This window comes from Mesorhizobium sp. ISC15 (assembly GCF_037162615.1).
Taxonomy (GTDB): domain Bacteria; phylum Pseudomonadota; class Alphaproteobacteria; order Rhizobiales; family Rhizobiaceae; genus Mesorhizobium; species Mesorhizobium mediterraneum.
The window spans coordinates 1,700,454-1,724,902 of the sequence record NZ_JAVSPX010000001.1; the positions used below are offsets into that span (position 1 = coordinate 1,700,454).

Genomic DNA, 24,449 nt, shown 5'->3' on the forward strand with positions numbered 1-24,449 from the left:
GTTTAAAGAAGCTCGGGGAGCGAAGAGCGCTGGCACAGAAGATCAAGCTTTCAACGATCGCGGACGCGCTCAGCGTGTCCACGGCCACGGTTTCGCTAGCCCTGCGCGACAGCCCGCTGGTCGCCGGAACCACCCGTGACCGCATCAAAGAACATGCCCGCGCCATCGGCTATATCTACAATCGCCGCGCCGCCAGCCTGCGCACCTCGCGCTCGGGCATCGTCGGCGTTGTCGTTCACGACATCATGAATCCCTTCTTCGCCGAGATACTGCGCTCGATCGAAAGCGAGCTCGATCGCAGCCGGCAGACCTTCATCCTGTCGAACCATTACGACCAGCTCGAAAAGCAGCGCACCTTCATCGACACGCTTTTGCAACTCGGCGCCGACGGCGTCATCATGTCGCCGGCCATCGGCACGCCGCCCGAAGACATCCTGATGGCCGAGGAAAACGGCTTGCCGGCGGTGCTGATCGCGCGCACCGTCGAAGGCGCCGACGTGCCGGTGTTTCGCGGCGACGATGCCTACGGCACCGCGCTTGCCACCAACCATCTGATCTCGCTCGGGCACAAGCGCATCGCCATGGTCGGGGGCACCGACCAGACCTCGACCGGCCGCGACCGCTACCAAGGCTATGTCAATGCCATGGAGGCGGCCGGGCTGGAGGTCAGGCCGTCCTGGCGCATCGCCGGTCCGCGCACCAAGCAGGCCGGCTTCGAAGCCGCTGGGCAGTTCCTGGCGCTGAAGGACAAGCCTACCGCGGCCTGCTGCTGGAACGACCTCGTCGCCATCGGCCTGATGAACGGCATCGCGCGCGCCGGGCTGGTGCCGGGCATTGACATATCCGTCACCGGCTATGACGATCTCGAGGAGGCCGCGATCGCGACGCCGGCGCTGACCACCGTCTGGAACGGCCAGCGCGAGGTCGGCCGCCGCGCCGCCAGCGCGCTGCTCGACAAGCTCAATGGGCAGATGGTGCGGCCGTCGCAGGAACTGATCAAGCCGGAACTGCATGTGCGCCAGTCGACCGGTAAACCGGTGGAACGTGCATGACAAAAGCCGAACAGCAAACAGTCGCCATTCTGGTGCCGGGCCAATTCAACGACCACGCGGTCGGTCGCATCGACCGGACGTTTAGCCGGGTGGGGATCGAACGGCCCGATGCGTCACTGGTCACCGATGAGCTGCGCCGCTCGGTGCGCGGCATTGCCGCCTTTGGCGGCATAAATGCCGCACTGATGGATGCGTTGCCGAACCTCGAGATCATCGCCAATTTCGGTGTCGGCTATGATTCGGTCGATGTCCGCCACGCCGCGCAGCGCGGCATCATGGTGACCAACACGCCTGACGTGCTGACCGAGGAGGTCGCCGACACGGCGCTCGGCCTGCTGATCAACACCCTCCGCGATCTGCCACGCGCCGAGACCTGGCTGCGCGACGGCAGTTGGAAGCGCAAAGGCAACTATCCGCTAAGCCGGCTGACCTTGCGCGGCCGCAGCGTTGGCATCTTCGGCATGGGCCGCATCGGTCTCGCCATTGCCCGGCGGCTGGAGGCCTTTGGCCTGCCGATCGCCTACCACAACCGGCGCCAAGTCGAAGGCCTGCCCTACGACTATCACCAGACCCTGAAAGGCCTTGCCGAGGCGGTCGACACGCTGATCTCGGTAGCGCCCGGCGGCGCCTCGACCGAAAAAGCGGTCAACGCCGAGATCCTATCGGCGTTGGGCGCTGACGGCGTCTTCGTCAACATCGGCCGTGGCAGCACGGTGGACGAGGCAGCCCTTGCCGCAGCCCTTGCCGACGGCACCATCGCCGCTGCTGGGCTCGACGTCTTCGCCGACGAGCCGAACGTGCCGCAGGCGCTGCTCGCCGCCCCCAACACCTCGCTTTTGCCGCATGTCGGCTCGGCCTCGGAACATACCCGCCGCGCCATGGCCGATCTGTGCGTCGACAATCTGGTTTCCTGGTTTTCCCGGGGAAAGGCGCTGACGCCGGTGCCGGAGACGGAAAAGGTAAAGGCGCAGAGCTAAGCGGTGACCTTCCATATTTATTAACGTCGGCTTAACGCTTTGAAATCATTCTGTATCTATCGCCAAATAAGCAGAGAATACAGGATGAAAGCACTTGCCGCATTGATGGCGGCCGCCGCGCTGTTCGGTAGCGTTCAGCTGCTTCGCGGCGGTGGTGGCGAAGCAGCCAGTGAGCCAACGCCGCCGTCCGGCAGCTACAAGCTGGTGGCCAATGGCGACGAAGCGTCCTGCGCGGTCAAGCGCGGTGCCGAAATTTCCGATGGCCTGTCGCTGCTGACGGTCGCTGCGAACTGCCGCCGGATTTTACCCGGCATCGAGCGCGCGAAATTCTGGCGTGAGCAGGATGACGACACGATCGCCTTCAGCGCGAACGGCATCGACCCGATCGTCACTTTCGGCATCGCCGACGGCGACGGTTATGAATCCTACGCACCGGCCCTGCCGCTGCTGTCGCTGGCAGCCAGCGCCCCCTGATTTCGGGCGACTGAGTTATCTATTCCGCGGCGGCGCGCGCGCCGGATTTCGCCGCGGCGTGCAGGCGCACGGCGTCGCCGAAGGCACGGAATATCCTTGCCGAGACGCTGTCCGACTTGACCCAGTATTCGGGATGCCACTGGACGCCAACGGCGAAGGCGCGGGCGTCCCGCACCGAAACCGCCTCGACCGTGCCGTCGCTGGCGACCGCCTCTATCTGCAGCTTCGGGCCGAGCCGGTCGACGGCCTGGCGATGCACCGAGTTGACCATTATGTCGCCCGCCCCGAACACACCGGCGAGGCAGCTTCCGGGCTTGATCGAAATGGCCTGGCGGATGGCGAAACGTTCGTCCTGATTGTCGCTCGCCGGCGCGCGATGGTCCAGCGAACCCTCGCGCTCCTGGATTTCGGTGGCCAGCGTGCCGCCCAGCGCCACATTCATCTCCTGGATGCCACGGCAGATGGCGAGCAGCGGCACGCCGCGCTCAACTGCCTTGCGGATCAACGGCAGCGTCGTGGCGTCGCGGGCAGGATCGTAGGGACCATTGGCCTCGCTGGCATCGCCGCCGTAGAGCGAGGGATGCACATTGGACTTCGAGCCGGTGACCATGACGCCATCGACCGATGACAGGAGTTCATCGAAATCGAGCCGGTCGCCGAAGGACGGCACCAGCAACGGGAACACGCCGGCGGCCGAAAGCGCCGCCTCCAGATATTGCTGCGGAGCGGCATGCCAGGTGTAGTTGTCGAACTGGCGGACGTCGGTCGATATGGCGACGAGCGGCTGCTGCATTTTATCCGGGTCCATTCAGTGCAGGGACATATTCTGCCTTTAAAATAGGCGATCCGAACGCGCTTTGCCATGACAAGTTTCGGCATGTCGCATGGGCCACGGAGCGGTCGTTAGACTATAGTTGCAGGACGCGCGTTCACCTCGCGAATTTCGTGGAAACGCCGCCGGCAAAACCGGCTGCCAAGCTGGACTCGACTTCTTGCCCGTGTATTGTTTGCCGCGAAGCCGATCCGGGGAACAGAGCATTTTCCGTACGTCGGTCTGTTGATCCAATAGGGAGGACTTCATGGATCGTCGATCATTCATCCGCAAGGCCGGCGCGACCGGTGTGGGCGCCGCTGCGGCTACAGCAGCGCTTGCCGCGCCGGCCATCGCTCAATCCAATCCGAAAGTGACATGGCGCCTGGCGTCGTCCTTCCCGAAATCCCTGGACACGATCTATGGCGGCGCCGAGGTCTTTTCCAAGATGCTTTCAGAGGCGACCGACGGCAATTTCCAGGTCCAGGTCTTTGCCGCCGGCGAACTCGTGCCCGGCCTGCAGGTTGCGGACGCCACCACCGCCGGCACTGTCGAAGCCTGCCATACGGTGGCATATTACTATTGGGGCAAGGACCCGACATGGGCACTGGGCGCCGCGGTTCCGTTCTCGCTCAACGCGCGCGGCATCAATGCCTGGCATTACCACGGCGGCGGCATCGACCTGTTCAACGAGTTTCTGGCCACGCAGGGTCTTTTTGGCTTGCCGGGCGGCAATACCGGCGTGCAGATGGGCGGCTGGTTCCGCAAGGAGATCAACACGGTCGCCGACCTTTCGGGCCTCAAGATGCGCATCGGTGGCTTTGCCGGCAAAGTGGTGCAAAGGCTCGGCGTCGTGCCGCAGCAGATCGCCGGCGGCGATATCTATCCAGCGCTGGAAAAAGGCACCATCGATGCCGCCGAATGGGTCGGCCCCTATGACGATGAGAAACTCGGCTTCTACAAGGTCGCGCCCAATTATTATTATCCCGGCTGGTGGGAAGGCGGACCGACCGTCCATTTGATGTTCAACAAGGCGAAATACGAAGAGCTTTCGCCGGCTTACAGGGCGCTGGTGCACACCGCCGCGCAGGCCGCCGACGCCAACATGCTGCAGAAATACGACTATCTGAATCCGGCGGCCGTGAGGCGGCTGGTGTCCGGGGGCGCCAAATTGCGCCCGTTCAGCCCGGAAATCTTGGCAGCCTGTTTCGAAAAGGCGAACGAGGTCTATGCCGAGATGGAAGCCTCGAACGCGCCGTTCAAGAAGATCTGGGACTCGATCAAGGCCTTCCGCAAGGAGCACTATCTCTGGGCGCAGGTGGCCGAATACAATTACGACACCTTCATGATGGTCCAGCAGCGCACCGGCAAGCTCTGACAACCGTCACGGCGCCACGCGTTCTTCGGACGCGTGGCGCCGTGACATTTCGATTTGCCGATCAGCGCGGCACCACCACCACCTTGACTTCACCTGGCGCAGGCGGGTTGGCGATCACCGCGGCCGCCTCCTCAAGCGTTACCTGCCGTGAGATGAGCTTGTCGATCTCGATCGCACCCGAGGCGATGAGATCGGCGGCCCGGCGATGCGTAAACGGATTGAGGAACGAGCCCAGAACCTTCAATTCCCGGAACAGCAGGTCGAAGGGTTCGAATTCTGCCTTCATGCCTTGAGGCGTCACGCCGACGACGACGATTGTGCCGCCGGCCCTGGCGAGCCGCATCGATTGCTCGACCGTCTCTCTTACGCCAGCACATTCGAACACCACATCGACGCCGCCCGGCAGCAGACCCGACGGGCCGCCGACCGTATCGACAATATCGCAAGCGCTGGGGTCGACCGTCGCTGTTGCGCCCAATTCTTCGGCGAGGGCACGCCGCGAGGCCTGGCGCGTCGACAGGATGATTGTGGTCGCGCCGGCAAGCCTCGCCAGTTGCACGGTGAGCAGGCCGATCACGCCGCCGCCAAGCACGGTGACCGAGGAGCCGGGCTTTATCTGGGCCAGTTCCACGCCATGCAGGCAGCAGCCAAGCGGCTCGCAGAACGCGCCATGCGTCGGCTTCAGGTCTTTCGGAAGGAGGAAGGCCTGCTTCTGAGGCAGCACGACATATTCGGCGAAACCGCCGTCGCGGCGGATGCCGATGGCAATCAGATTATGGCAGAGATTGATGCGACCGGCATGGCAGTGCGGACAGCGCCCGCAGGCGATGTTGGGATCGCCGGTGACGCGATCGCCGACCGAAAAGCTAGACACAGCGGCTCCAATCGCCTCGACGATCCCGGAGAATTCATGTCCGAGCGTCACCGGCGGCGTACAGGGAAATTCGCCATGGAAAAGATGCCGGTCGGTGCCGCAGACGCCGCACGCCTCGATCCGCACCAGGAGGTCATCCGGCCCGGCGGATGGTTTGCCGACCTCGCGCAGGGCAATGCTGCCCACGCCCTCCAGCCGCACCGCTCTCATGTCTGTTGGGCCTCCGGCATCAATTGAAACTCGGCGGTTGGGACAGATCGGGTGCCGGCGCTGCTGGCTTGGCAGGCGGCGGTTCACCGAAACTCGGCGGCTGCGACAGATCCGGTGCAGTCGGCGCCGTGCCGCCATCCGCCGGCGGTGCGCCGAGCGGCGACAGGCTTGGCGTTTCCGGCACCTGGTAATCGATCGTGCCCGGATCGACTGGCGTGCCCTTGTAATGCATCACCATCTGCGGGAAGGCGATGGTCAACCCGATCATGATGACCTGGATGCAAACGAAGGGAACCGCCCCCCAATAGATCTGGCCGGTTGTCACCGGCGCGATCTGCTTGCCGGTGAGGCGGTCGAGATAGGGCACGCGGGCGGCGACCGAACGTAGGTAGAACAGCGCGAAGCCGAAGGGTGGATGCATGAAGCTGGTCTGCATGTTGACGCCGAGCAGCACGCCGAACCAGATCAGGTCGATGCCGAGCTTGTCGGCGGCCGGCGCCAAAAGCGGCACGATGATGAAGGCGAGCTCGAAGAAATCGAGGAAGAAGGCGAGCAAGAAGACGAGGATGTTCACCCCGATCAGGAAGCCGACTTCGCCACCCGGCAGCGAGGTCAGGAGGTGCTCGACCCAGATATGGCCGTTGACGCCGTAGAAGGTCAGCGAGAACACCCGCGCGCCGATCAGGATGAACAGCACGAAGGACGACAGCCGCGTCGTGGACGCCAGCGCCTGCTTGATCACATCCAGCGACAGCCGCCCCTTCATTGCCGCCATGATCAGCGCGCCGACAGCGCCCATGGCGCCGCCCTCGGTCGGTGTCGCGATGCCCAGAAAGATGGTGCCCAACACCAGGAAGATCAGCGCCAGCGGCGGGATCAGCACGATGATCACCTGCTGCGCCAGCCGCGACATCATGTTGATGTTCAGGCGCTGGTCGGCGATCGCCACGACATAGATGAGGATCACGCCGATGGTGGCGCCGAGAATGTCGGCGTTTTGGCCCTGCGAGGGCGCAAGATAGCGATACGCCGCGTAGGAAACCACGACTGCCGCCAGCACCGCGAACAGCAGCGACAGGACACCGTGGCCGAGCGTGCGGGCCTCCAGCGGCAGGGCCGGCATCGATTTCGGCCGGACGATCGACATGATCACGATATACATCGTGTAAAGGCCGGTCAGAACCAGCCCCGGAATCAGCGCGCCCGCATACATGTCGCCAACCGAGCGGCCGAGTTGGTCGGCCAGAACGATCAGCACCAGCGAGGGCGGAATGATCTGGGCGAGCGTGCCCGATGCGGCAATGACGCCGGACGCTACACGGCGATCATAGCCGTAGCGCAGCATGATCGGCAGGGAGATCAGGCCCATCGCGATGACGGAAGCAGCCACCACACCCGTGGTTGCGGCAAGCAGCGCGCCGACGAAAATCACGGCATAGGCGAGGCCGCCGCGGATCGGTCCGAACAATTGGCCGATCGTGTCGAGGAGGTCCTCGGCCATGCCCGATCGTTCGAGCACGATGCCCATGAAGGTGAAGAACGGGATGGCCAGCAGCGTGTCGTTCGACATCACCCGGCTGCCGTAGAAATTGTCCGGCAGTGCGTGCAGCAGCGGCCAGGCGAGATTGATCGAGCCGCCCGAATAGGGAGACAGCAGCACTCCGATGAAGAAGAACATGAGGCCGTTGGCGGCGAGCGAAAACGCGACCGGATAGCCGATCAGCAGGAAGATGATCAGCGAGGCGAACATGATCGGCGCCATGTTCTGGGCGATGAACTCCATCACGAGCGCACCTCTTCGGCGAGCGCCTTCGCTTCGTCGGCGAGCGCTTTCGCTTCGAGTTCGGCCTGCTCATGCACCGATATGAACGGCGTGGGATCGTCCATGTCGCCGCGCATGATGGCAATCTTCTTGATGATCTCGGAGATGCCCTGGAGCGCGAGCAGGAAAAAGCCTACCAGCAGGATCGCCTTCGCCGGCCAGATGATCAGCCCGCCTGAATTGTTCGACATTTCGCCGCTGCGAAACGACAGCGAAACATAGGGGACGAAATAGATCACCATCAGCGTCACGAACGGCATCAGGAAAAAGAGGTGACCGAGAAGGTCGATCCAATGCTGCACGCGGCGCGAGAACATGCCGTAGACGATGTCGATGCGGATATGGTCGTTCTGCTTCAGCGTATAGGCGGCGGCCAGCATGAAGGCGGCGCCGAACAAATACCACTGCAGTTCCAGCCAGGCGTTCGACGACATGTCGAACGTCTTGCGGATGACGGCATTGGCGGCGCTGACCAGAATTGCCAGCAGGATCAGCCACGACACCCATCTGCCGATGAATTCGTTCACACGGTCAATGGTTCTGGATAGAGCGAGAAGCCCTGCCATGCATTCCTCCCTTTACGCATCGGCCGAAAATCGGTGTCGATTTTCGGAAAGCACGATGCGTGACTCAAAGTGTCAGCGGCGGCTGATTCCCGCTTGTTTTTCGTCGCGCCGCTGTGGCCCAACGGTATGCCGTGCGTGGCCCGGCGGGTCAACACGGCGCAAGCCGAGTAAACAATCTTGTGAGGTGAGCAAGGGCGAAACAGCCGCCTGACCGAGCGTCATGCAACCAAAGTCTACCAAAACGGTTCAGGCAATCTTGCTCTGATCGCGGCCGGCGCCGACCAGCACCAGCATGGCGACGAGGAACAGATACATCCAGGCGTCGCGCCACTCGACCGGGAAATAGCCGGCCCATAGCGATTCGGCCATGCCGAAGGCGGCAGCGCCAAGTGCTGCCCGCAACGGCGAGAGATAGCCGCCCACCGCCGTCACGAAAAGGATTTTCAGCCCGTAGACCAGGCCGGAGCCGAAGCTGATGTTGCCATAATAAAGGCCGGCAAGGACGCCGGCCAGCGCCGCGCAAAGGCCGCCGGCGAGCACTGCGTGCCGAAACACCCCGCGCACATCGACGCCGCACATGGCCGCGGCTTTGGGGTCGTCGGACACGGCGCGCCAGCGCCGGCCGAAGCTAGAGCGGGCGAACATCCAGGCGGCGAGCCCTATGGTTGCCGCGACGACTGCGCAGTCGAGCAACTGGATGAGCGTCAGCGTGGCATTGAAATTGGCTCCCCGCGCAAAAATGATGGGCTGGGCCAGCATTGGCGGCAGCCACAGGTCGTGGGTATTGGCGGCGATGCGGCTTACCTCTGACAGGAGCAGCAATATGCCCAGCGTCGTCACCACAATCGCGTTGGGCGTGCGGTCGACCAGCGGCTCGAAGATGCTACGCGACAGGACATGGCTGATCAGCGCCGCATACAGGAACGCAGCGACAATGCCGAGCGCGACGGCCGCGAACAGGGTCAGCCACAGGGCCTGATAGCCGAAGGCTGCGGTGAGGATCATCGTCTGTCCGCAAAAGGCGAACAGCGCGCCGTAGGCGAGGTTCGTCCGGTGCAGAATGCCGTTGGTCAGCACATAGCCGAAGGCGAGCAGCGCATAGAGCGCGCCGGAATGCAGTCCGTTCAGGACCTGCTGGAAGAAATAGAGCATGCGAACGTCCTTGGATCGCGGAAAACCGCGTCCATGCGAAGCAGATTTGCATCGGGTAATCTAACTTGTCAAACGCGATTTATCGGTTAGAAATGGCGCTCATGACGGTTTCCTGGACTCCGCACCGCTTCACTGGTGGCCTTCTTGCACTCGATACGGCGAACACCGTCGTGCTGCGTGGCGATCCCCAGAAAACCTTCGACCGGCTCAAAGATCCGGCAGAGATCGCCCGTTTCGCCGACGCGGCAAGCGTCTTTCGCGCCGCCGAGCTTGGCGGCAGGCGGCTCGAAGCGCCGTTGCCGGGTAAGATCGCGCCGGTCGTGCTGGCGATCCGCGAGACGACCGACCGGCTGTTTCGTGGTGCGGCGTCGAAAGGCGCGGTCGCCACGGGCGATCTGCCTGACTTCCTGGAGGCCTGCGCCGAGGGTCTCGCGCACAGCCGCACCGAAATCCGTGCGCCGGGACGGCCATTCGGCGATCCGGCGACGCCTATCGCCTTCGAGGCGGCACTGGCGGTTTCGGCACTGTCGCTGCTACAGGGCGACACCGTCGCTAGGTTGAAGGTCTGCCCCAACTGCACTTGGCTGTTCCTCGACCGAAGCCGCAATTCCAGCCGTCTTTGGTGCGACATGGCGGTGTGCGGCAACCGCCAGAAGGCGAGCCGCCATTATCGTCGCCGCCGAACGGCAGCCGGAGGGACGGCCAATGTCTAGGAAAATCTTGCGTCTGGTCGGCGCCGCGCTCGTGGCAGCGACGATGCTCAGCGCCTGCCGCGATACCGGCAGGGACGGCGAAGGCAGATTGTTCGAGATCTCCGGCAAGCTGTTCGTCTTCAACTACCGCCTCGCAAGGGCGACCTATGTCGTCACGCTGAGACCGTTGCAGCCTATGCAGGAAGGGCAGGTCGCGGTCGCCAGCTTCCAGAATCCGGCCGGCGGCGAGCCGTTGGTCGTCGAGCAGAAAGTCTGGCCGAAGCTCGGCAAGGTGTCGCTCGAGAGCCCGGCGCTTTTCTGCATCGTCAAGGACAAGCCCTATGCGATCTCGATCAGCATCAAGGATGCCGACGGTACGGTTCTCCAGAAGATCGACACCACGCTGATGTCGACGCAGGACCAATCGGTCCTGCCCGACCGGCCGTTGGTCATCGACCAGCTCTATACGCCCAACCCCGAGCTTGCCGGCCATCCTGACGGCAAGCTGCCGGGCGCGCCTAAGCCCGACTGTTCGAAGACCGGCTGACGCGTCGCCGCCGGTATCGGCTGCGGCCGGAATTTTCATGCGCTGGCGAGCAACCGGTGTGCGGTTTCTTACACCATCGGGCGCGGACCGGATCGTTTGTTGCGCTTCGCCTTGGTATCTTCGATTTTGTTTGACCTGCCCGGCAAGGGGAGAAACACTGTAGCATCCGCTCCCGACGTTGGCTGTGCTTGCGGCCTCCGCAGAGGAAATGCCTAATGACGCTGCATGATGTCGCGCTCGACGACAAGTTCGACTTGGGAAAGGAGCGCATCTTCCTTTCCGGCGCGCAGGCGGTCATCCGTATGCTTCTGATGCAGCGCGAGCGCGACCGGCGGGCTGGCCTGAACACTGCCGGCTTCGTCTCCGGCTATCGCGGCTCGCCGCTCGGCGGGCTCGACATGCAGCTTTGGAAGGCCAGGAAGCAGCTCGCCCAGTCGGACATCGTCTTTCAGCCCGGTCTCAACGAGGAACTGGCAGCCACCGCCTGCTGGGGATCGCAGCAGGCCGAATTGCTCGGCGAGGGCACGCATGACGGCGTCTTTTCAGTCTGGTACGGCAAGGGACCGGGCGTCGACCGCTCCGGCGACGTGTTCCGCCATGCCAATCTCGCCGGCTCGTCCAGATATGGCGGCGTGCTTGCCCTGATGGGCGACGACCACATGGCCGAATCCTCGACCAACGCGCACGCCACCGAATTCCTGTTCGTCGACACCATGGTGCCGATTCTCAATCCGGCCGGGGTTCAGGAGATCATCGATTACGGGCTCTACGGCTTTGCCATGTCGCGTTTCGCCGGCACCTGGGCGGCGATCAAATGCGTCAAGGACAACATCGAATCGACGGCTTCGGTCGATGCCGCGCTCGAACGGCTCGATATCGTCGTCCCGGACTTCGACATGCCGCCCGGCGGTCTCAACATCCGCAACGAGATCGACATGCTCGGCCAGGAAGAGCGGCTGCATGAATACAAGCGCGCCGCCGCTTCGGCCTTCATCCATGCCAACGGGCTGAACCGGATCGTCTATTCCGGTGGACGTGCCCCGAAGCTTGGCATCGTCACCATCGGCAAGAGCTATCTTGACGTTCGCCAGGCGCTGGAAGACATCGGCGTCGACGAGGTCGCCGCCAACCGCATCGGCATCAGGCTGTTCAAGGTCGGCTGCCCGTGGCCACTTGACCTGCAGCACATCGCCGACTTCGCTCGCGGCCTCGACACCGTCGTCGTCGTCGAGGAGAAACGCTCGCTGATCGAGGTGCAACTGCGCGAGAACCTTTACGGCACCGCCACGCAGCCGGTCATCGTCGGCAAGAAGGACGAGCGCGGCGACGGGCTGTTCCCGGCCAAGGGCGCCCTCGATCCCAACGACATCGCCATAGCGCTCGGCGAGAGGATCTTGCGAACGATCGGTCCGTCGGACGAGATTGCCGCACGGGTGGCGAAACTTCGCCAGTTCCAGGCGATGCTCGCCGACACGTCAGACATCGCCTCGCGCACGCCCTTCTTCTGCTCCGGCTGCCCGCACAATTCCTCGACCAAGGTGCCGGACGGCTCGCTCGCCGCCGCCGGCATCGGCTGCCATTTCATGGCGCTTTGGATGGACCGCAACACCGTTGGTTTCACCGCCATGGGTGGCGAGGGCGCGCAATGGGTCGGCCAAGCGCCGTTCTCGAAGCGCGACCACATCTTCCAGAATCTCGGCGACGGCACCTACAACCACTCCGGCGCGCTGGCGATCCGCTTTGCGCTGTCGACCGACGCCAGCATCACCTACAAGATCCTCTACAACGACGCCGTCGCCATGACCGGCGGCCAGCCGCACGAGGGCGGCCTGACGGTGGACATGATCGCCAGGCAGGTGCGCGCCGAGGGCGTCGAGCGCATCGCCATCGTCACCGACGAGCCGGACAAATATGCCGGCAAGGTCGAATTCCCCGCCGGCGCCACCATCCATCATCGCGACGACCTCGACCTCGTCCAGCGCGAATTGCGCGCGGTCAGGGGCACATCCGTGCTGATCTACGACCAGACCTGCGCCGCCGAAAAGCGCCGCCGCCGCAAGCGCGGCACCTTCCCCGATCCCGACAAGCGCGTCTTCATCAACGAGTTGGTCTGCGAAGGCTGCGGCGATTGCGGGGTGCAGTCGAATTGCGTGTCGATCCAGCCGGTCGAGACCGAATTCGGCCGCAAGCGCAGGATCGACCAGTCGAGCTGCAACAAGGATTTCTCCTGCATCAACGGGTTCTGCCCGTCCTTCGTCACCGTGCATGGCGCCAAGATCAGGAAGGCCGAGGGTATGGCCGGCACGACCGATCCGCTCGACGGCGTGCCCGCGCCCGCCGAATTTCCGCTCGGCGAACAAGGCTGGGCGGCGATCATCGACGGCGTCGGCGGCACCGGCGTCGTCACCATCGGCGCGGTGCTCGGCATGGCGGCCCATCTCGAAGACAAGGGCTGCGGCATGATCGACATGGCCGGCCTTGCCCAGAAGGGCGGCTCGGTGTTCACCCATGTCCGCATCGCGCAGAGCCCGGACGATATCCATGCCATCCGTGTTTCGGCCGGGAAGGCCGACCTCGTGCTAGGCTGCGACCTCGTCGTGTCGGGCGCCCAGAAGGTGCTCGCCGCGGTGCGCGAAGGCCACACGATCTTCCTCGCCAACACCGCCGAGATCATGCCCGGCGAGTTTACCCGTTCGGCGGATTTCTCGCTGCCTGTCGAGCGGCTGAAAAAGGCGATCCGCACTGCCGCCGGCGAGGATAAGGCGCATTTCTTCGATGCCACCCGCACCGCCACCGCGCTGTTCGGCAGCTCGCTCGGCGCCAACATGTTCATGCTCGGCTTCGCCTTCCAGCATGGCGGCTTGCCGCTGTCAGCCGCGGCAGTCGAAAAGGCGATCGAGCTCAACGGCCAGGCCGTGGCGATGAACGTCTCAGCCTTCCGCTGGGGCCGCCGTGCCGCCCACCAGCCGGATTTCGTGCGCGGCCTCGTTGCCCAGCCGGGCAAGACTGCACAGACGGCCGCTGTCGCCGAAACGCTGGACGACATCATAGCCCGCCGCGTCGCCTTCCTCACCGCCTATCAAAGCGCCGCCTATGGCAAGCGCTATGCCGACAGACTGGCCGCGCTGCGCAAGGCTGAAGCCAAGGCGGTGCCCGGTTCGACCAATGTGACCGAGGCCGCCGCGAGGAACCTGTTCAAGCTGATGGCGATCAAGGACGAATACGAGGTGGCGAGGCTCTATACCGACGGCTCCTTCGCCGCCGAGCTGGGCAAGCAGTTCCAGAGCTACGACAGCCTCGAATTTCATCTCGCGCCGCCAATCATGGGCAGGCGCGGCAAGGATGGCAAGCCGAGGAAATCGAGCTTCGGTCCCTGGATGATGAAGGGGTTTCGCCTGCTGGCAGCGATGAAAGGATTGCGCGGCACGGTCTTCGATGTGTTCGGCTACAGCACCGAGAGGCGTATGGAACGGCAGCTTCTTGTGCAGTACGAGGCTGACCTGGAGCTTGTCGCCGCAGCACTCGCGCCGGGCAAGGTCGAGGCCGCCGCAGCGCTTGCCTCGGTGCCGGCGCTCATTCGTGGCTATGGTCACGTCAGGCAGGCCAGTGCCGAAAAGGCCGCTGGCGAGCGCCAGAGGCTGCTCGATCGGTTGGCAAAGACGCCGGTACGGCGGGAACTCCAGGCCGCCGAGTGATCGATATGCCCTATTTACCTGAAACCTGCCTCACGTTGGGTCAACGGGGTTGGTGGCGGAGCCCGAAACGGCCTCTCTAAACCTTTCTTAAGGCGAATGTGACACAGCTTGGCTCCCCAGGGTTGGGATTCAAGCGTGAATCTAAGAAGAAAGAACGAGATCCCGGTCGACGTCTACATTCCGTTCGTGGAAACTCTGTTTCGCGACGGTTTCACGCTGTCGATTGGTCTCGTCGCGCAGACGCTCCTCGTCATTCTGGTCTACTGGAAGACCATGGACGTGACGTATCTTCTGGTCGCCGCTGGGCTGATCATCGTAGGCACGCTGCGCCTTCGCAATATCAAAAAGTATTTGCGGCGTCCTTCCCCGACGACTTGGGAGGAAGCGCGCGCCCGCGAAAACGACTATATCATTTATGGTTCGATGCACGGCTTCATGCTTGGTGCTTTCTGTTTCGTCGGCATCTATCTGGCACACGACAGCTATGCCGAAATAGCCGCTGTCTGCGTTACGCTGGCATCGGTCACGTCGATCGCCGGCCGCAACTATGGCTCGCCGCGGATGGTCATGATCTTCATCATGACCACCACATGGCCGATATCACTGGGTTTCATCCTGCGTGGCGATGTCTACCATGTCATACTTGGTCTGATGTCGGCTCCCTTCCTGTTCGCTATCAAACGGTTTGCCGATATCGTCCGCGAAGTCCTGTTTACCGCTCTGTCCGAGGAGAAGAAGGCGAATCGCATCGCCCAACGCTTCAATCGGGCGTTGAACACCATGTCGCATGGCCTTGTCATGCTCGGCCCCGACGGCCGAGTGGCGGTGGCCAATGCCGAAGCCGCGCATCTGATGTCGCTCAAGTCCCCCGACGCGCTGCTCGGGCGGTCGATCCACGGTCTGCTGATGCGCGGCGTCGCCGGCGGCATGCTGGCGCCGAAAGACTGCCGCTACATCGAAGCCCAGCTTACGCGCGCCCTGCGCGAAGGGCGCGACCGCAAGGTTCTCGTCTCGCTCGCGAACGGTCAGCATTACGAGTTCTCGGCGCGCGAGGGTAGCCAGGAACTGGGCGTCATCACCTTCGAGGACGTGACGGCCCGCGTTGAGGCGGAAGACAAGATCCGCTTCATGGCGCGTTACGACAGCCTCACCGGCCTGCCCAATCGCGCTTATTTCCACGAGCTGATCGGAGAGGCGATGGCGTCCGGCGACCTAGAGCGCCTTTGCGGGCTCGCCGTGCTTGATCTCGACGACTTCAAAAACGTCAACGACACCCTTGGTCACCCGGTCGGCGACGGATTGATCTACGCCGTCGCGGAGCGGCTGGCGGCGGTCGCCGGCCCAGGCATCACCATCAGCCGTTTCGGCGGCGACGAGTTCATGATCTTCTTCGACCGTGTCGAGGACGAAAGTCATCTGATCGGCCAACTCGACGGGATTTTCGTCGACTTGCAGGGCGAGGTCGACGTAGCCGGCCATGGACTGCGTATCCAGGCCAGCGGTGGCGCCGTGCTGTCGCGGGTCAAGGATACCGATGTCGACGCCATGATCGTCAAGGCGGATCTCGCGCTCTACAAGGCCAAGGAACTCGGCAAGAACACTTGGCGATTGTTCGAAGCGTCGATGGACGCCGCTTTCCGCAACCGCCAGCTGATGAAGGCGGATCTGCGCACCGCAGTGGAAAGCAAGGGGTTGCGGGTGGTCTACCAGCCGATCGTGGCGATGAGCACGATGCGCATCGTCAGTTGCGAGGCGCTGTGCCGTTGGGACCACCCCGAGCTCGGACCGATTTCGCCCAGCATCTTCATTCCGCTGGCGGAAGAAATGGGCATCATTTCCGAGATCAGCACCTTCGTCCTGCATGCCGCGTGCACTGAATGCGCCAAATGGCCCGCGCAGACCAGTGTCTCGGTCAATCTCTCGGCCAAGGACTTCCGCAACCGCGACGTTATCCAGAAGGTTCGCGATGCGCTCGCCAGTTCCGGTCTCGCCGCCGGCCGCCTGGAGATCGAAGTCACCGAGACGGCATTGCTCGACGACAAGTCGCTGACGCGTCAGTACATCGAGGAATTGAAACGGCTTGGCGTGCGCATCGCGCTCGACGATTTCGGCACCGGCTATTCGAGCCTGAGCTATCTCCACAAACTGCCGCTCGACAAGATCAAGATCGACCGTTCGTTCCTTATAGACGTCACCCAGAACAGCCGTTCGCTCGAATTGCTCAAGGGCATCGTCAATCTGTCACGGCCGCTGGGGCTTTCGGTGACCGTCGAGGGCGTCGAAACCTTCGAACAGCTCAAGATACTCTCGTTGCAGGTCAAGCCGGACCTGGTCCAGGGATTCCTGTTCGGCTCAGCGCTCAGCGCATCCGGCATCGAGACCATGTCGAGCACGGTCTGGCCCTTTGCTAAGGACATCAAGACGGGCAGGAAGGCGACACGCCGCTAATTCCTGACGAAAAATCTCGTACTTTAGTATAATTTTACCTATTATTAAGGTTAATGACTGGTAAATGACCCCTATCCAGTTTTCATCTTTACATCGTACGACCCCGCCGTAGTGTTGCTCGCGGGGGCAGTTTGCGGGGTTTGAGTTCATGGTTGTTGAGTTGACTTCGCCTCGCCAGGCGGCGGGCGCTGAACATGAGAATATGTCTACTTTCGCGCGTCACGTTTATGCGCTACTCGACCGGACGGAATACCGCCGCTGTGAAACCGGCGAGGATTTCGAAAGTATCTACAGGTTGCGCTACAACGCCTATCGGATGAACGCGCTGGTACCCGAGAATGCTTCCCGCGAGGTCCATGACGAGTTCGACGAGCTGCCGAACTGCCATACGTTCGGCATCTACATAGACGGGCGGCTGGTCAGTACGATGCGCCTGCACGATGTGTCCGCCGACAACCCAGCGTCGCCGGCTCTAAGCGTCTACAAGGACCTGTTGACGCCGCGTCTGGCGGCTGGCGAGCTCTTTATCGACCCAAGCCGTTTTGCCGTAGACGCCGAGTGGTCGCGGGTTTATCCGCAGATCCCTTACGTCACGCTGCGCTTGGCCGGCATGGCGTGCTTCCACTTCCACGCGCCTTATTGCATATCCATGATCCGCGAAGATCATGCCGCCTTTTACAAACGTATCTATCGGGCACGGCCGATCGGCGACGCGCGTCCTTATGCTGGCGTAATCAACTGTTTTGCGCTGCTCTATCAAGCCGATGTCCTGGCGATCAAGAACGAGACCTACGCCCGGTTCCCATTTTTCCGGTCGACGCCGATGGAACAGCGCCTGATGTTCGGCAAGCCGCCGGCCGGAGAACTCGCGCCGCTGACCATCCTGCCGACAGCCAAATACTATCGCGAAGCCGCCTGACATCTGGCAAATTTAGAGCGCGGCTGGAGCTTTCCGGCCGCTTCGGCGTTCTGGGAGGCGCGCGGGTGGCGCGTGGACGACGTCAATCTGCATCGCTCCGGCGGCAATTCTATCGAAAGGAACCGACATGACCATTTCCACGCTCGCACTCACTCCACTGATCTCGCTGATTGCCGGCGTGCTGATCCTGGTGATGCCGCGGCTCCTCAACTACATCGTCGCGCTCTATCTGATCGTCGTCGGCCTGCTCGGGTTGTTTCCACAGCTCGCCGGCTGAAAATGGCGGCTGGCGCGGCGAGCGTTAGCCGGCAAGCAAGCGCAAGGCGGCTGCAACGGTCGCCTCCGGAACATCCTTGGCGGCTTCAACTTTCCTTTGAGGCTGTTGTCTCCGGCGATGCGGCAATAGCGCCATTGCCCTCGGCCCGGCTTTTCGCTATGTGCCTCAAAGATGTCTTCGAAGGGGTATTCCTATGGCTGATCACACGCCGACCGGTCCTGTCGAACTGGGCGCGAAGATGGACTATGCCGAGCACGACCGCACCTATGCCGGCTTTGTCATGCTCGCCAAATACGGATCGCTCTTTTGCGCCGCCGTGCTCTTGGCAATGGCTTTCGGCTTCTTTGCGGGCGGCTTCTTCTCCGGGTTTATCCTGTTCGTTCTGATCCTCGCCGTCGGCGCCTTCATTCTCCGGTAAATTCTTCAAAACCCCTTGCCCTTCAAACCCTTGCCCGCGACATCGCCGGAAGTCCGGCCGGCGTCCTGCGCAGACAGGTTCCAGCCGAAAGGATCATGCGGTGGGACAGACGGTTTTCATCCCTCGTGAGCTCGATGCGAACGAGCCGCGCGTTGCCGCCTCGCCGGATACGGTGAAGCGGCTGGCGGGGCTGGGGTTCGACGTGATCGTCGAAAGCGGGGCCGGCACGGCATCGCGCATTCCCGACGAGGAGTTTTCCAAGGCGGGCGCTGCGATCGGCAAGGCCGGCGATGTCGCCAAGGCCGATGTGGTGCTGAAGGTGCGCCGGCCTAGTGAAGCGGAGCTGAAGGCCTATCGCCGGGGCACAGCGGTCATCGCCACCATGGATCCCTACGGCAACGATGCTGCCGTCGATGCTCTGGCAAGGGCCGGCGTCACCGCCTTCTCGATGGAGTTCATGCCGCGCATCACCCGCGCCCAGTCCATGGATGTCCTGTCCAGCCAGGCGAACCTCGCCGGCTATCAGGCAGTGATCGACGCGGCTGCCGAATATGACCGGGCGCTGCCGATGATGATGACGGCGGCTGGCACAGTGCCGGCGGCGAAAGCCTTCATCATGGGCGTCGGCGTCGCCGGCCTGCAGGCCATTGCGACGGCCAGACGGCTTGGCGCCGTCGTCACCGCCACCGACGTGCGCCCCGCCGCCAAGGAGCAAGTCGCCTCGCTCGGCGCAAAGTTCCTGGCGGTCGAGGACGAGGAGTTCAAGGCCGCCGAGACCGCTGGCGGCTATGCCAAGGAAATGTCGAAGGAGTATCAGGCCAAGCAGGCGGCGCTGACCGCCGAGCACATCGCCAAGCAGGACATCGTCATCACCACGGCGCTGATCCCCGGCCGCCCGGCGCCGAAGCTGGTCTCAGTGGCCATGGTCGCCTCGATGAAGCCCGGCTCGGTGATCGTCGACCTCGCGGTCGAGCGCGGCGGCAATGTCGAAGGCGCCGTGCCCGGGCAGGTGGTGACCACGGCCAACGGGGTAAAGATCGTCGGCCATCTCAACGTGCCGGGCCGCGTCGCGGCATCCGCCTCGCTGCTCTATGCCAGGAACCTCTTTGCGTTCATCGAGACGCTGGTCGACAAGACCACGAAGACGCTTGCCATCAACCGCGACGACGATCTGGTCAAGGCGACGATGCTGACCGACGGCGGCCAGGTCGTGCATCCGGCTTTCGTCAGGGTTGAGCAAGCGCCGCGTGTCGAACCGCCGGCGATCCCGGCCAAAACGATGGTCGCCGACGCTTCCGCGAAGCCCGCTGCTGCAAAGAAACCGGCCGCTACAAAGAAACCTGCCGCACCCAAGTCGCCCGCTAATAAGCCGAAAGGGATCGCGTGATGGACCAGACCTTGCAGAAAGCCCTCGACCAGCTCGACCAAGCGACCGCCGCCGTCCGGCTTGCGGTGCAGGATCTGGCCACCGCTCCCGGCGGCACCGATGCGGCCGGCGACGCGGCGCACGCGCTGTCCGGCGGGGCGATCGATCCCTTCGTCTTCCGTTTCGCCATTTTCGTCCTGGCGATCTTCGTCGGCTATTACGTCGTCTGGTCGGTGACGCCGGCGCTGCACACGCCGCTGATGGCAGTGACCAACGCCATCTCCTCGGTCATCGTCGTCGGCGCGCTGCTTGCAGTCGGCATCTCGGCGTCCGGCATCGCCACCGGTTTCGGTTTCGTCGCGCTGATGCTGGTCTCGGTCAACATCTTCGGCGGCTTTCTCGTCACCCAGCGCATGCTGGCCATGTACAAGAAGAAGGACAAGTAGAGCGCCATGAACGCCAACTTCGCCTCCTTCCTCTATCTGGTCTCCGGCATCCTGTTCATCCTGGCATTGCGCGGCCTGTCGCACCCGACCACCAGCCGTCAGGGCAACATGTACGGCATGATCGGCATGGGCATCGCCATTGCCACCACGTTGGCGCTGGCGACCCCTTCGGCGGGCGGCTTCGGCCTCATCGTGCTCGGTCTTTTGATCGGCGGCTCGGTCGGCGCGGTCACCGCCCGACGCATCGCCATGACCTCGATGCCGCAGCTGGTCGCCGCCTTCCATTCGCTGGTCGGCCTTGCCGCCGTCATGGTGGCGGCTGCCGCCATCTATGCGCCGGAAAGTTTTGGCATCGGCACGGTCGCCGACATCCACGCCCAGGCGCTGATCGAGATGAGCCTCGGCGTCGCCATCGGCGCCATCACCTTCACCGGCTCGGTCATCGCTTTCCTTAAGCTCGACGGCCGCATGTCGGGCAAGCCGATCATGATCGGCGGCCGCCACGTCATCAACGCGGCGCTTGGCATCGCGCTGGTCGTGCTGATCGTGCTGCTGGTCACCAGCGAGTCCAAGCTGGTGTTCTGGCTGATCGTGGTGGCATCGCTTGTTCTTGGCGTCCTGCTCATCATCCCCATCGGCGGCGCCGACATGCCGGTGGTCGTCTCGATGCTGAATTCCTATTCGGGCTGGGCGGCGGCAGCACTCGGCTTTACGCTCGGCAATCTGGCGCTGATCATCACCGGCGCGCTGGTCGGCTCGTCCGGTGCGATCCTGTCCTACATCATGTGCAAGGGCATGAACCGAAGCTTCATCTCGGTCATCCTCGGCGGCTTCGGCGGCGAGACGGCGGCTGCCGTCGACGACGGTATCGAGCGCACGGTCAAGCAGGGTTCGGCCGACGACGCCGCCTATCTGATGATGAACGCGCAGAAGGTCATCATCGTGCCGGGCTACGGCATGGCGGTCGCCCAGGCGCAGCATGCGCTGCGCGAGATGGCCGACAAGCTCAAGGCAGCCGGTGTCGACGTGAAATACGCCATTCATCCGGTCGCCGGCCGCATGCCCGGCCACATGAACGTGCTGCTCGCCGAAGCCAACGTGCCTTACGACGAGGTGTTCGAGCTGGAGGATATCAACTCCGAATTCGCGCAAGCCGACGTCGCCTATGTCATCGGCGCCAACGACGTCACCAACCCTTCGGCTCGTGACGACAAGTCGTCGCCGATCTACGGCATGCCGATCCTCGATGTCGACAAGGCCCGCACCTGTCTGTTCGTCAAGCGCTCGCTCGGCTCCGGCTATGCCGGCATCGACAATACGCTGTTCTACAAGGACGGCACCATGATGCTGCTCGGCGACGCCAAGAAGATGACTGAAGAGATCGTCAAGGCCATGGATCACTGATCCGGCTTCGCGGCCCCGATACACCGCCAGTTGCTCGAATTAAGCCCGGCTCCCCGCCGAGTTTTTTCTTGACCCTGAGCATCCGGCCTGGAGCGTCTTTGCTTCCATGCCGGTTTCAGAGCTACGATGGGCGAATTCTGTTCCGGGATTTGCACCAACGGAGGCACTGGTGTCCGACCGTCATCCTGCTGCGTCGCCGGTCACGGCCAATACGCCGGTCCCGGGTAAAGCGCCCCGCAAGCTCAGCCAGGCTGTGGTCATCGTGCATGGCATGGGCGAACAGCGGCCCATGAGCACGCTGAGGGAATTTGTTCAGGCTGTCTGGAGTCACGATCCCGCTCGCGTGCCGTTTTATGCCCGTGTCTCCGATCCAGGCTGGCCCGCCGGCGAGAAGATCAACCGGAGCTGGATCACGCCCGACAGCCGGACGAATTCGCATGAGCTTCGCCGGATCACCACCCCTTACGACGTCGCTGGCCGCCGCACCGATTTCTACGAGCTCTATTGGGCCGACATCACGCAAGGCACGACACGGGGCCGGCTTGCAGCCTGGGTGACGAGCCTGCTCTGGCGCAAGCCCGCCGACATTCCGCGCGATGCCCGTGGGCTTTATGTCGTCACGCTTCTGGCCGTCATAACGGTCCTGTGTGCGGCGCTCGTGCTCGCGACATCGGCCTCGCAAGGGTATCTTTCCTGGACCACGGGCACGCTCGTCACGATCCTGGCCTCGTTCGTCATCTGGTTGGTGGACCGATTTGGCCTGCCTTATTTCGGCGATGTGGCCGCCTATGTGCGTGCTGAAGCGGCAACGGTCGAGAAGCGCGCGCTTGTCCGAGACCGTGGCCTGACGCTGCTGAGGCGTCTCATGATGGACGATAGCTACGACCGGGTCGTGCTGGTCTCGCACAGCCTGGGATCAATCATCGCCTATGATCTGCTGCAGATATTGTGGGCCGATTTCAGGCCCCGAAAGCTGGAAGCTGCCCGCGACAAGGCGAGGCTGAAGGCAATCCACGCCGTCGACAAGGCCACGCTCAAGTCAGATGGTGCTGCGTGGCCCAGCTTGGATGATTTTTCCGGATTCCGGCGCGCCCAATGGGAGCTCTATCGGCAGCTTCGCGTCAGGGACGCCGATCATCCATTACCATGGAAGATCAGCGATTTCGTCACGCTTGGCAGTCCGCTGACTCACAGCGAATTTCTGGTGACCTACAATCTCGCCGAATTCAGGCGCGGCATCGCTGAGCGGCTGTTCTCGGCATGCCCGCCGATTGCCGAGAAGGCGGCCGGTGGAACCGTCCTTTACCAGGAAGGGCGCAGCCGTTCGGGCAAGCCACAGCGGGCGGTGCATCATGGTGCGGTGTTTGCCGCGACCCGTTGGACCAATATCTTCGACCGGGGCAATGGCTGGCTGACGGGCGACCCGATTTCCGGGCCGATGGCAGAAAATTTCGGCCCCGGCGTGGAGGACATTCAGGTCAAGTTGCGCAGTTCGCGTGGTCGCATCTTCACCCACACGCTCTACTGGTCACTGAAGGCTACCGGTATCGAGATCGCCCCAGCCGCCGGCACGCCGCGTTCGCATATTGACGTGCTGCGCGACGCAGTCGACCTCGGCCGCAAATTCGAGCCAAGTCAGGCAGTGCCGACGATCGCTGCTGGAAAATAGGAGCCCGCTCGTCTCGGCGAATCAGCGCGCGCAATCCATGGCGATCGCCATTAAAACAACAGGCCCATGCCGGCTCACAGTCCGGCATGGAGGGCACCGTCAAGCACCGATCAACGGTTGGTCAGGAAGACCGCCTCCTCGTCGTCGCGTTGCCTGCCGCCAAGGGCGGCCGCCGCGCTCGCGATGAAGGCGCCGACGACCAGGGACAGCGCGCCAACCAGCGCAAAACTGGCACCGGCCTTCCTGGCGGTATCGGCGGCCTGCTGGGCCTGGACCTTTGTTTCCTGTGCCCTGGCAATCACCGCATCCACACGGGCCTTGGCATCCGGTTCCGACAGCCCCGTGCGGGCAGCCACCAACTGCGACAGATAGGTCTTGTCGTCTGCCGAAACTTCGCCTGCAGCTGCGCTCGCGATCAAAATGCGTGAAGCCTGCGCCGTGGCCGCCGCATCGCTCTCCGGATTGGCGGCAGCAAGCCTGGCCGCATCGGCCGGGCGGAACAACGTATCGACGAAGTACGACGTTGCGTTGTCGGTCGAGCCGCTTCCGACGTTCGCACTAGCACCTGCCGAAGCGCCCATTGCCGCGCCAGACGCGACAGTCGAAGCGGCCTGGACACCAGTTCCGATAGCCGCGGAGAGCGCCGAACCGAGCACCGCGGCAACGAGCAAGGTCGCAAGCGCCCAAGCGAGGAAGCCGTGAGCGGTATCGCGGAAAAAGACTTCATCGGTGTGGACGCCGACCCATTTGGTGCGCAGCCGCCCGGCAAGATAGCCGCCGAGAGCCGACGACAGCCACTGCACGATGATCAGCCACGCCGCGGTGGAGGCCGCGAAAGTTGTGACCGAGGTGCTCAAGCCGGACCACGGCGAAACCATGGTCAGCCCGAGCCCGGAGCCGAGCAGCATCAGGATCAAGGTCAGCGTCGAGGCAGCGAACGCGCCGGCAATGATCGGCCCCCAGCTGACAGCGGTGGAGGAGGATTCCGTCGGCGTGGAAACGTCGACAGCCGTTAGGGTTGACTGCATGTCAGCCCCCTACCGTGCGAAAAGCATGATGAGAATAATGATCGGAATCGGGACTCCGAGAAGCCAGAGCAAAATGCCACGTCCCATGAGTGCCTCCTGCGGCTATTGTGATCGTTGATCGATTACAATGCCTTGGAAGCCGTTCCGTTCCGGCCGGCCCTCAGTGATCTTTGTTGGGGGCGGTAGACATGTTTGGTAAGCTTAAGCCTACCAATTATGTCTCA

The 24,449-nt window shown here is 63.2% G+C and carries 21 protein-coding genes; 15 read left to right on the plus strand and 6 right to left on the minus strand.

Annotated elements, in window-relative coordinates:
* The first annotated feature begins 29 nt into the window (after positions 1–29).
* The 3 genes from RPG13_RS08450 (at position 30) to RPG13_RS08460 (ending at position 2,503) form a co-directional block, all read left to right on the plus strand.
* The gene (locus tag RPG13_RS08450) at positions 30–1,052 is read left to right on the plus strand and encodes a LacI family DNA-binding transcriptional regulator (protein ID WP_095484379.1); all 1,023 of its coding nucleotides are present in this window, start codon (positions 30–32) and stop codon (positions 1,050–1,052) included.
* On the plus strand, positions 1,049–2,029 hold the full coding sequence (locus RPG13_RS08455) for a 2-hydroxyacid dehydrogenase (protein WP_126103929.1): 981 nt from the start codon (positions 1,049–1,051) through the stop codon (positions 2,027–2,029). The genes RPG13_RS08450 and RPG13_RS08455 overlap by 4 nt, the downstream gene beginning before the upstream one ends.
* Before the next feature lie 84 nt (positions 2,030–2,113).
* On the plus strand, positions 2,114–2,503 hold the full coding sequence (locus tag RPG13_RS08460; protein WP_126103928.1) for a hypothetical protein: 390 nt from the start codon (positions 2,114–2,116) through the stop codon (positions 2,501–2,503).
* Between the two features lie 19 nt (positions 2,504–2,522).
* Here RPG13_RS08460 and RPG13_RS08465 read toward each other — a convergent pair whose 3' ends face one another.
* Positions 2,523–3,296 carry a gamma-glutamyl-gamma-aminobutyrate hydrolase family protein gene (locus tag RPG13_RS08465; protein WP_095484375.1) on the minus strand — a complete coding sequence of 258 codons (774 nt, stop codon included), beginning with the start codon at positions 3,294–3,296 and terminating at the stop codon, positions 2,523–2,525.
* Positions 3,297–3,582: 286 nt separating this feature from the next.
* Between RPG13_RS08465 and RPG13_RS08470 the strand changes: the two genes are divergently transcribed.
* Positions 3,583–4,692, plus strand: coding sequence for a TRAP transporter substrate-binding protein (locus tag RPG13_RS08470; RefSeq protein WP_126103926.1), 1,110 nt, complete (start codon positions 3,583–3,585; stop codon positions 4,690–4,692).
* A 61-nt stretch (positions 4,693–4,753) separates the two neighbouring features.
* Here RPG13_RS08470 and RPG13_RS08475 read toward each other — a convergent pair whose 3' ends face one another.
* From RPG13_RS08475 to RPG13_RS08490, 4 genes are all read right to left on the minus strand, one after another.
* The gene (locus RPG13_RS08475) at positions 4,754–5,776 is read right to left on the minus strand and encodes a zinc-dependent alcohol dehydrogenase family protein (RefSeq protein ID WP_337124835.1); all 1,023 of its coding nucleotides are present in this window, start codon (positions 5,774–5,776) and stop codon (positions 4,754–4,756) included.
* 19 nt (positions 5,777–5,795) lie between these two features.
* A complete protein-coding gene (locus RPG13_RS08480) occupies positions 5,796–7,559 on the minus strand; it encodes a TRAP transporter large permease (protein ID WP_127290419.1) in 1,764 nt (587 codons plus the stop codon).
* The gene (locus RPG13_RS08485) at positions 7,559–8,164 is read right to left on the minus strand and encodes a TRAP transporter small permease subunit (RefSeq protein ID WP_126103924.1); all 606 of its coding nucleotides are present in this window, start codon (positions 8,162–8,164) and stop codon (positions 7,559–7,561) included. Before RPG13_RS08485 ends, RPG13_RS08480 begins: the two co-directional genes overlap by 1 nt.
* Positions 8,165–8,410: 246 nt before the next feature.
* The gene (locus tag RPG13_RS08490) at positions 8,411–9,316 is read right to left on the minus strand and encodes a branched-chain amino acid ABC transporter permease (protein ID WP_128284476.1); all 906 of its coding nucleotides are present in this window, start codon (positions 9,314–9,316) and stop codon (positions 8,411–8,413) included.
* Between the two features lie 101 nt (positions 9,317–9,417).
* Between RPG13_RS08490 and RPG13_RS08495 the strand changes: the two genes are divergently transcribed.
* The 11 genes from RPG13_RS08495 (at position 9,418) to RPG13_RS08545 (ending at position 23,197) form a co-directional block, all read left to right on the plus strand.
* Positions 9,418–10,029: a CGNR zinc finger domain-containing protein gene (locus tag RPG13_RS08495; protein ID WP_127204984.1), complete on the plus strand. Its 612-nt coding sequence runs from the start codon at positions 9,418–9,420 to the stop codon at positions 10,027–10,029.
* Complete coding sequence (locus tag RPG13_RS08500) at positions 10,022–10,555, plus strand: hypothetical protein (RefSeq protein WP_127289945.1); 534 nt, start codon at positions 10,022–10,024, stop codon at positions 10,553–10,555. The genes RPG13_RS08495 and RPG13_RS08500 overlap by 8 nt, the downstream gene beginning before the upstream one ends.
* A gap of 215 nt (positions 10,556–10,770) precedes the next feature.
* Complete coding sequence (locus RPG13_RS08505; RefSeq protein WP_337124836.1) at positions 10,771–14,250, plus strand: indolepyruvate ferredoxin oxidoreductase family protein; 3,480 nt, start codon at positions 10,771–10,773, stop codon at positions 14,248–14,250.
* A 135-nt stretch (positions 14,251–14,385) separates the two neighbouring features.
* Positions 14,386–16,698: a putative bifunctional diguanylate cyclase/phosphodiesterase gene (locus RPG13_RS08510; protein WP_127204981.1), complete on the plus strand. Its 2,313-nt coding sequence runs from the start codon at positions 14,386–14,388 to the stop codon at positions 16,696–16,698.
* Positions 16,699–16,993: 295 nt separating this feature from the next.
* Entirely contained in the window at positions 16,994–17,617 is a 624-nt protein-coding gene (locus tag RPG13_RS08515; RefSeq protein ID WP_337124837.1) for an N-acyl amino acid synthase FeeM domain-containing protein, read from the plus strand.
* 127 nt (positions 17,618–17,744) lie between these two features.
* Positions 17,745–17,894, plus strand: a complete 150-nt coding sequence (locus RPG13_RS08520; RefSeq protein WP_065006071.1) for a DUF3096 domain-containing protein — start codon at positions 17,745–17,747, stop codon at positions 17,892–17,894.
* Between the two features lie 193 nt (positions 17,895–18,087).
* Positions 18,088–18,312 carry an aa3-type cytochrome c oxidase subunit IV gene (locus RPG13_RS08525; RefSeq protein ID WP_095484367.1) on the plus strand — a complete coding sequence of 75 codons (225 nt, stop codon included), beginning with the start codon at positions 18,088–18,090 and terminating at the stop codon, positions 18,310–18,312.
* 100 nt (positions 18,313–18,412) lie between these two features.
* Positions 18,413–19,699, plus strand: coding sequence for a Re/Si-specific NAD(P)(+) transhydrogenase subunit alpha (locus RPG13_RS08530; RefSeq protein ID WP_337124838.1), 1,287 nt, complete (start codon positions 18,413–18,415; stop codon positions 19,697–19,699).
* On the plus strand, positions 19,699–20,124 hold the full coding sequence (locus RPG13_RS08535; RefSeq protein WP_029347614.1) for an NAD(P) transhydrogenase subunit alpha: 426 nt from the start codon (positions 19,699–19,701) through the stop codon (positions 20,122–20,124). The genes RPG13_RS08530 and RPG13_RS08535 overlap by 1 nt, the downstream gene beginning before the upstream one ends.
* A 6-nt stretch (positions 20,125–20,130) precedes the next feature.
* Positions 20,131–21,528: an NAD(P)(+) transhydrogenase (Re/Si-specific) subunit beta gene (locus tag RPG13_RS08540; protein WP_337124839.1), complete on the plus strand. Its 1,398-nt coding sequence runs from the start codon at positions 20,131–20,133 to the stop codon at positions 21,526–21,528.
* Positions 21,529–21,697: 169 nt separating this feature from the next.
* Positions 21,698–23,197 carry a hypothetical protein gene (locus RPG13_RS08545; protein ID WP_337124840.1) on the plus strand — a complete coding sequence of 500 codons (1,500 nt, stop codon included), beginning with the start codon at positions 21,698–21,700 and terminating at the stop codon, positions 23,195–23,197.
* A gap of 110 nt (positions 23,198–23,307) precedes the next feature.
* Here RPG13_RS08545 and RPG13_RS08550 read toward each other — a convergent pair whose 3' ends face one another.
* Positions 23,308–24,225 (minus strand): hypothetical protein, encoded by a 918-nt coding sequence (locus tag RPG13_RS08550; protein ID WP_095484363.1) that lies wholly within the window; start codon positions 24,223–24,225, stop codon positions 23,308–23,310.
* Between the last annotated feature and the right edge of the window lie 224 nt (positions 24,226–24,449).

Bases quoted from the DNA above. Each gene is read 5' to 3' on its own strand.
- RPG13_RS08505 (WP_337124836.1), top strand. From the start codon at position 10,771: ATGACGCTGCATGATGTCGCGCTCGACGACAAGTTCGACTTGGGAAAG.
- RPG13_RS08525 (WP_095484367.1), top strand. From the start codon at position 18,088: ATGGCTGATCACACGCCGACCGGTCCTGTCGAACTGGGCGCGAAGATG.
- RPG13_RS08540 (WP_337124839.1), top strand. From the start codon at position 20,131: ATGAACGCCAACTTCGCCTCCTTCCTCTATCTGGTCTCCGGCATCCTG.
- RPG13_RS08495 (WP_127204984.1), top strand. From the start codon at position 9,418: ATGACGGTTTCCTGGACTCCGCACCGCTTCACTGGTGGCCTTCTTGCA.
- RPG13_RS08535 (WP_029347614.1), top strand. From the start codon at position 19,699: ATGGACCAGACCTTGCAGAAAGCCCTCGACCAGCTCGACCAAGCGACC.
- RPG13_RS08550 (WP_095484363.1), bottom strand. From the start codon at position 24,225: ATGCAGTCAACCCTAACGGCTGTCGACGTTTCCACGCCGACGGAATCC.
- RPG13_RS08485 (WP_126103924.1), bottom strand. From the start codon at position 8,164: ATGGCAGGGCTTCTCGCTCTATCCAGAACCATTGACCGTGTGAACGAA.
- RPG13_RS08470 (WP_126103926.1), top strand. From the start codon at position 3,583: ATGGATCGTCGATCATTCATCCGCAAGGCCGGCGCGACCGGTGTGGGC.
- RPG13_RS08520 (WP_065006071.1), top strand. From the start codon at position 17,745: ATGACCATTTCCACGCTCGCACTCACTCCACTGATCTCGCTGATTGCC.
- RPG13_RS08500 (WP_127289945.1), top strand. From the start codon at position 10,022: ATGTCTAGGAAAATCTTGCGTCTGGTCGGCGCCGCGCTCGTGGCAGCG.
- RPG13_RS08490 (WP_128284476.1), bottom strand. From the start codon at position 9,316: ATGCTCTATTTCTTCCAGCAGGTCCTGAACGGACTGCATTCCGGCGCG.
- RPG13_RS08455 (WP_126103929.1), top strand. From the start codon at position 1,049: ATGACAAAAGCCGAACAGCAAACAGTCGCCATTCTGGTGCCGGGCCAA.
- RPG13_RS08460 (WP_126103928.1), top strand. From the start codon at position 2,114: ATGAAAGCACTTGCCGCATTGATGGCGGCCGCCGCGCTGTTCGGTAGC.
- RPG13_RS08465 (WP_095484375.1), bottom strand. From the start codon at position 3,296: ATGCAGCAGCCGCTCGTCGCCATATCGACCGACGTCCGCCAGTTCGAC.
- RPG13_RS08480 (WP_127290419.1), bottom strand. From the start codon at position 7,559: ATGGAGTTCATCGCCCAGAACATGGCGCCGATCATGTTCGCCTCGCTG.
- RPG13_RS08475 (WP_337124835.1), bottom strand. From the start codon at position 5,776: ATGAGAGCGGTGCGGCTGGAGGGCGTGGGCAGCATTGCCCTGCGCGAG.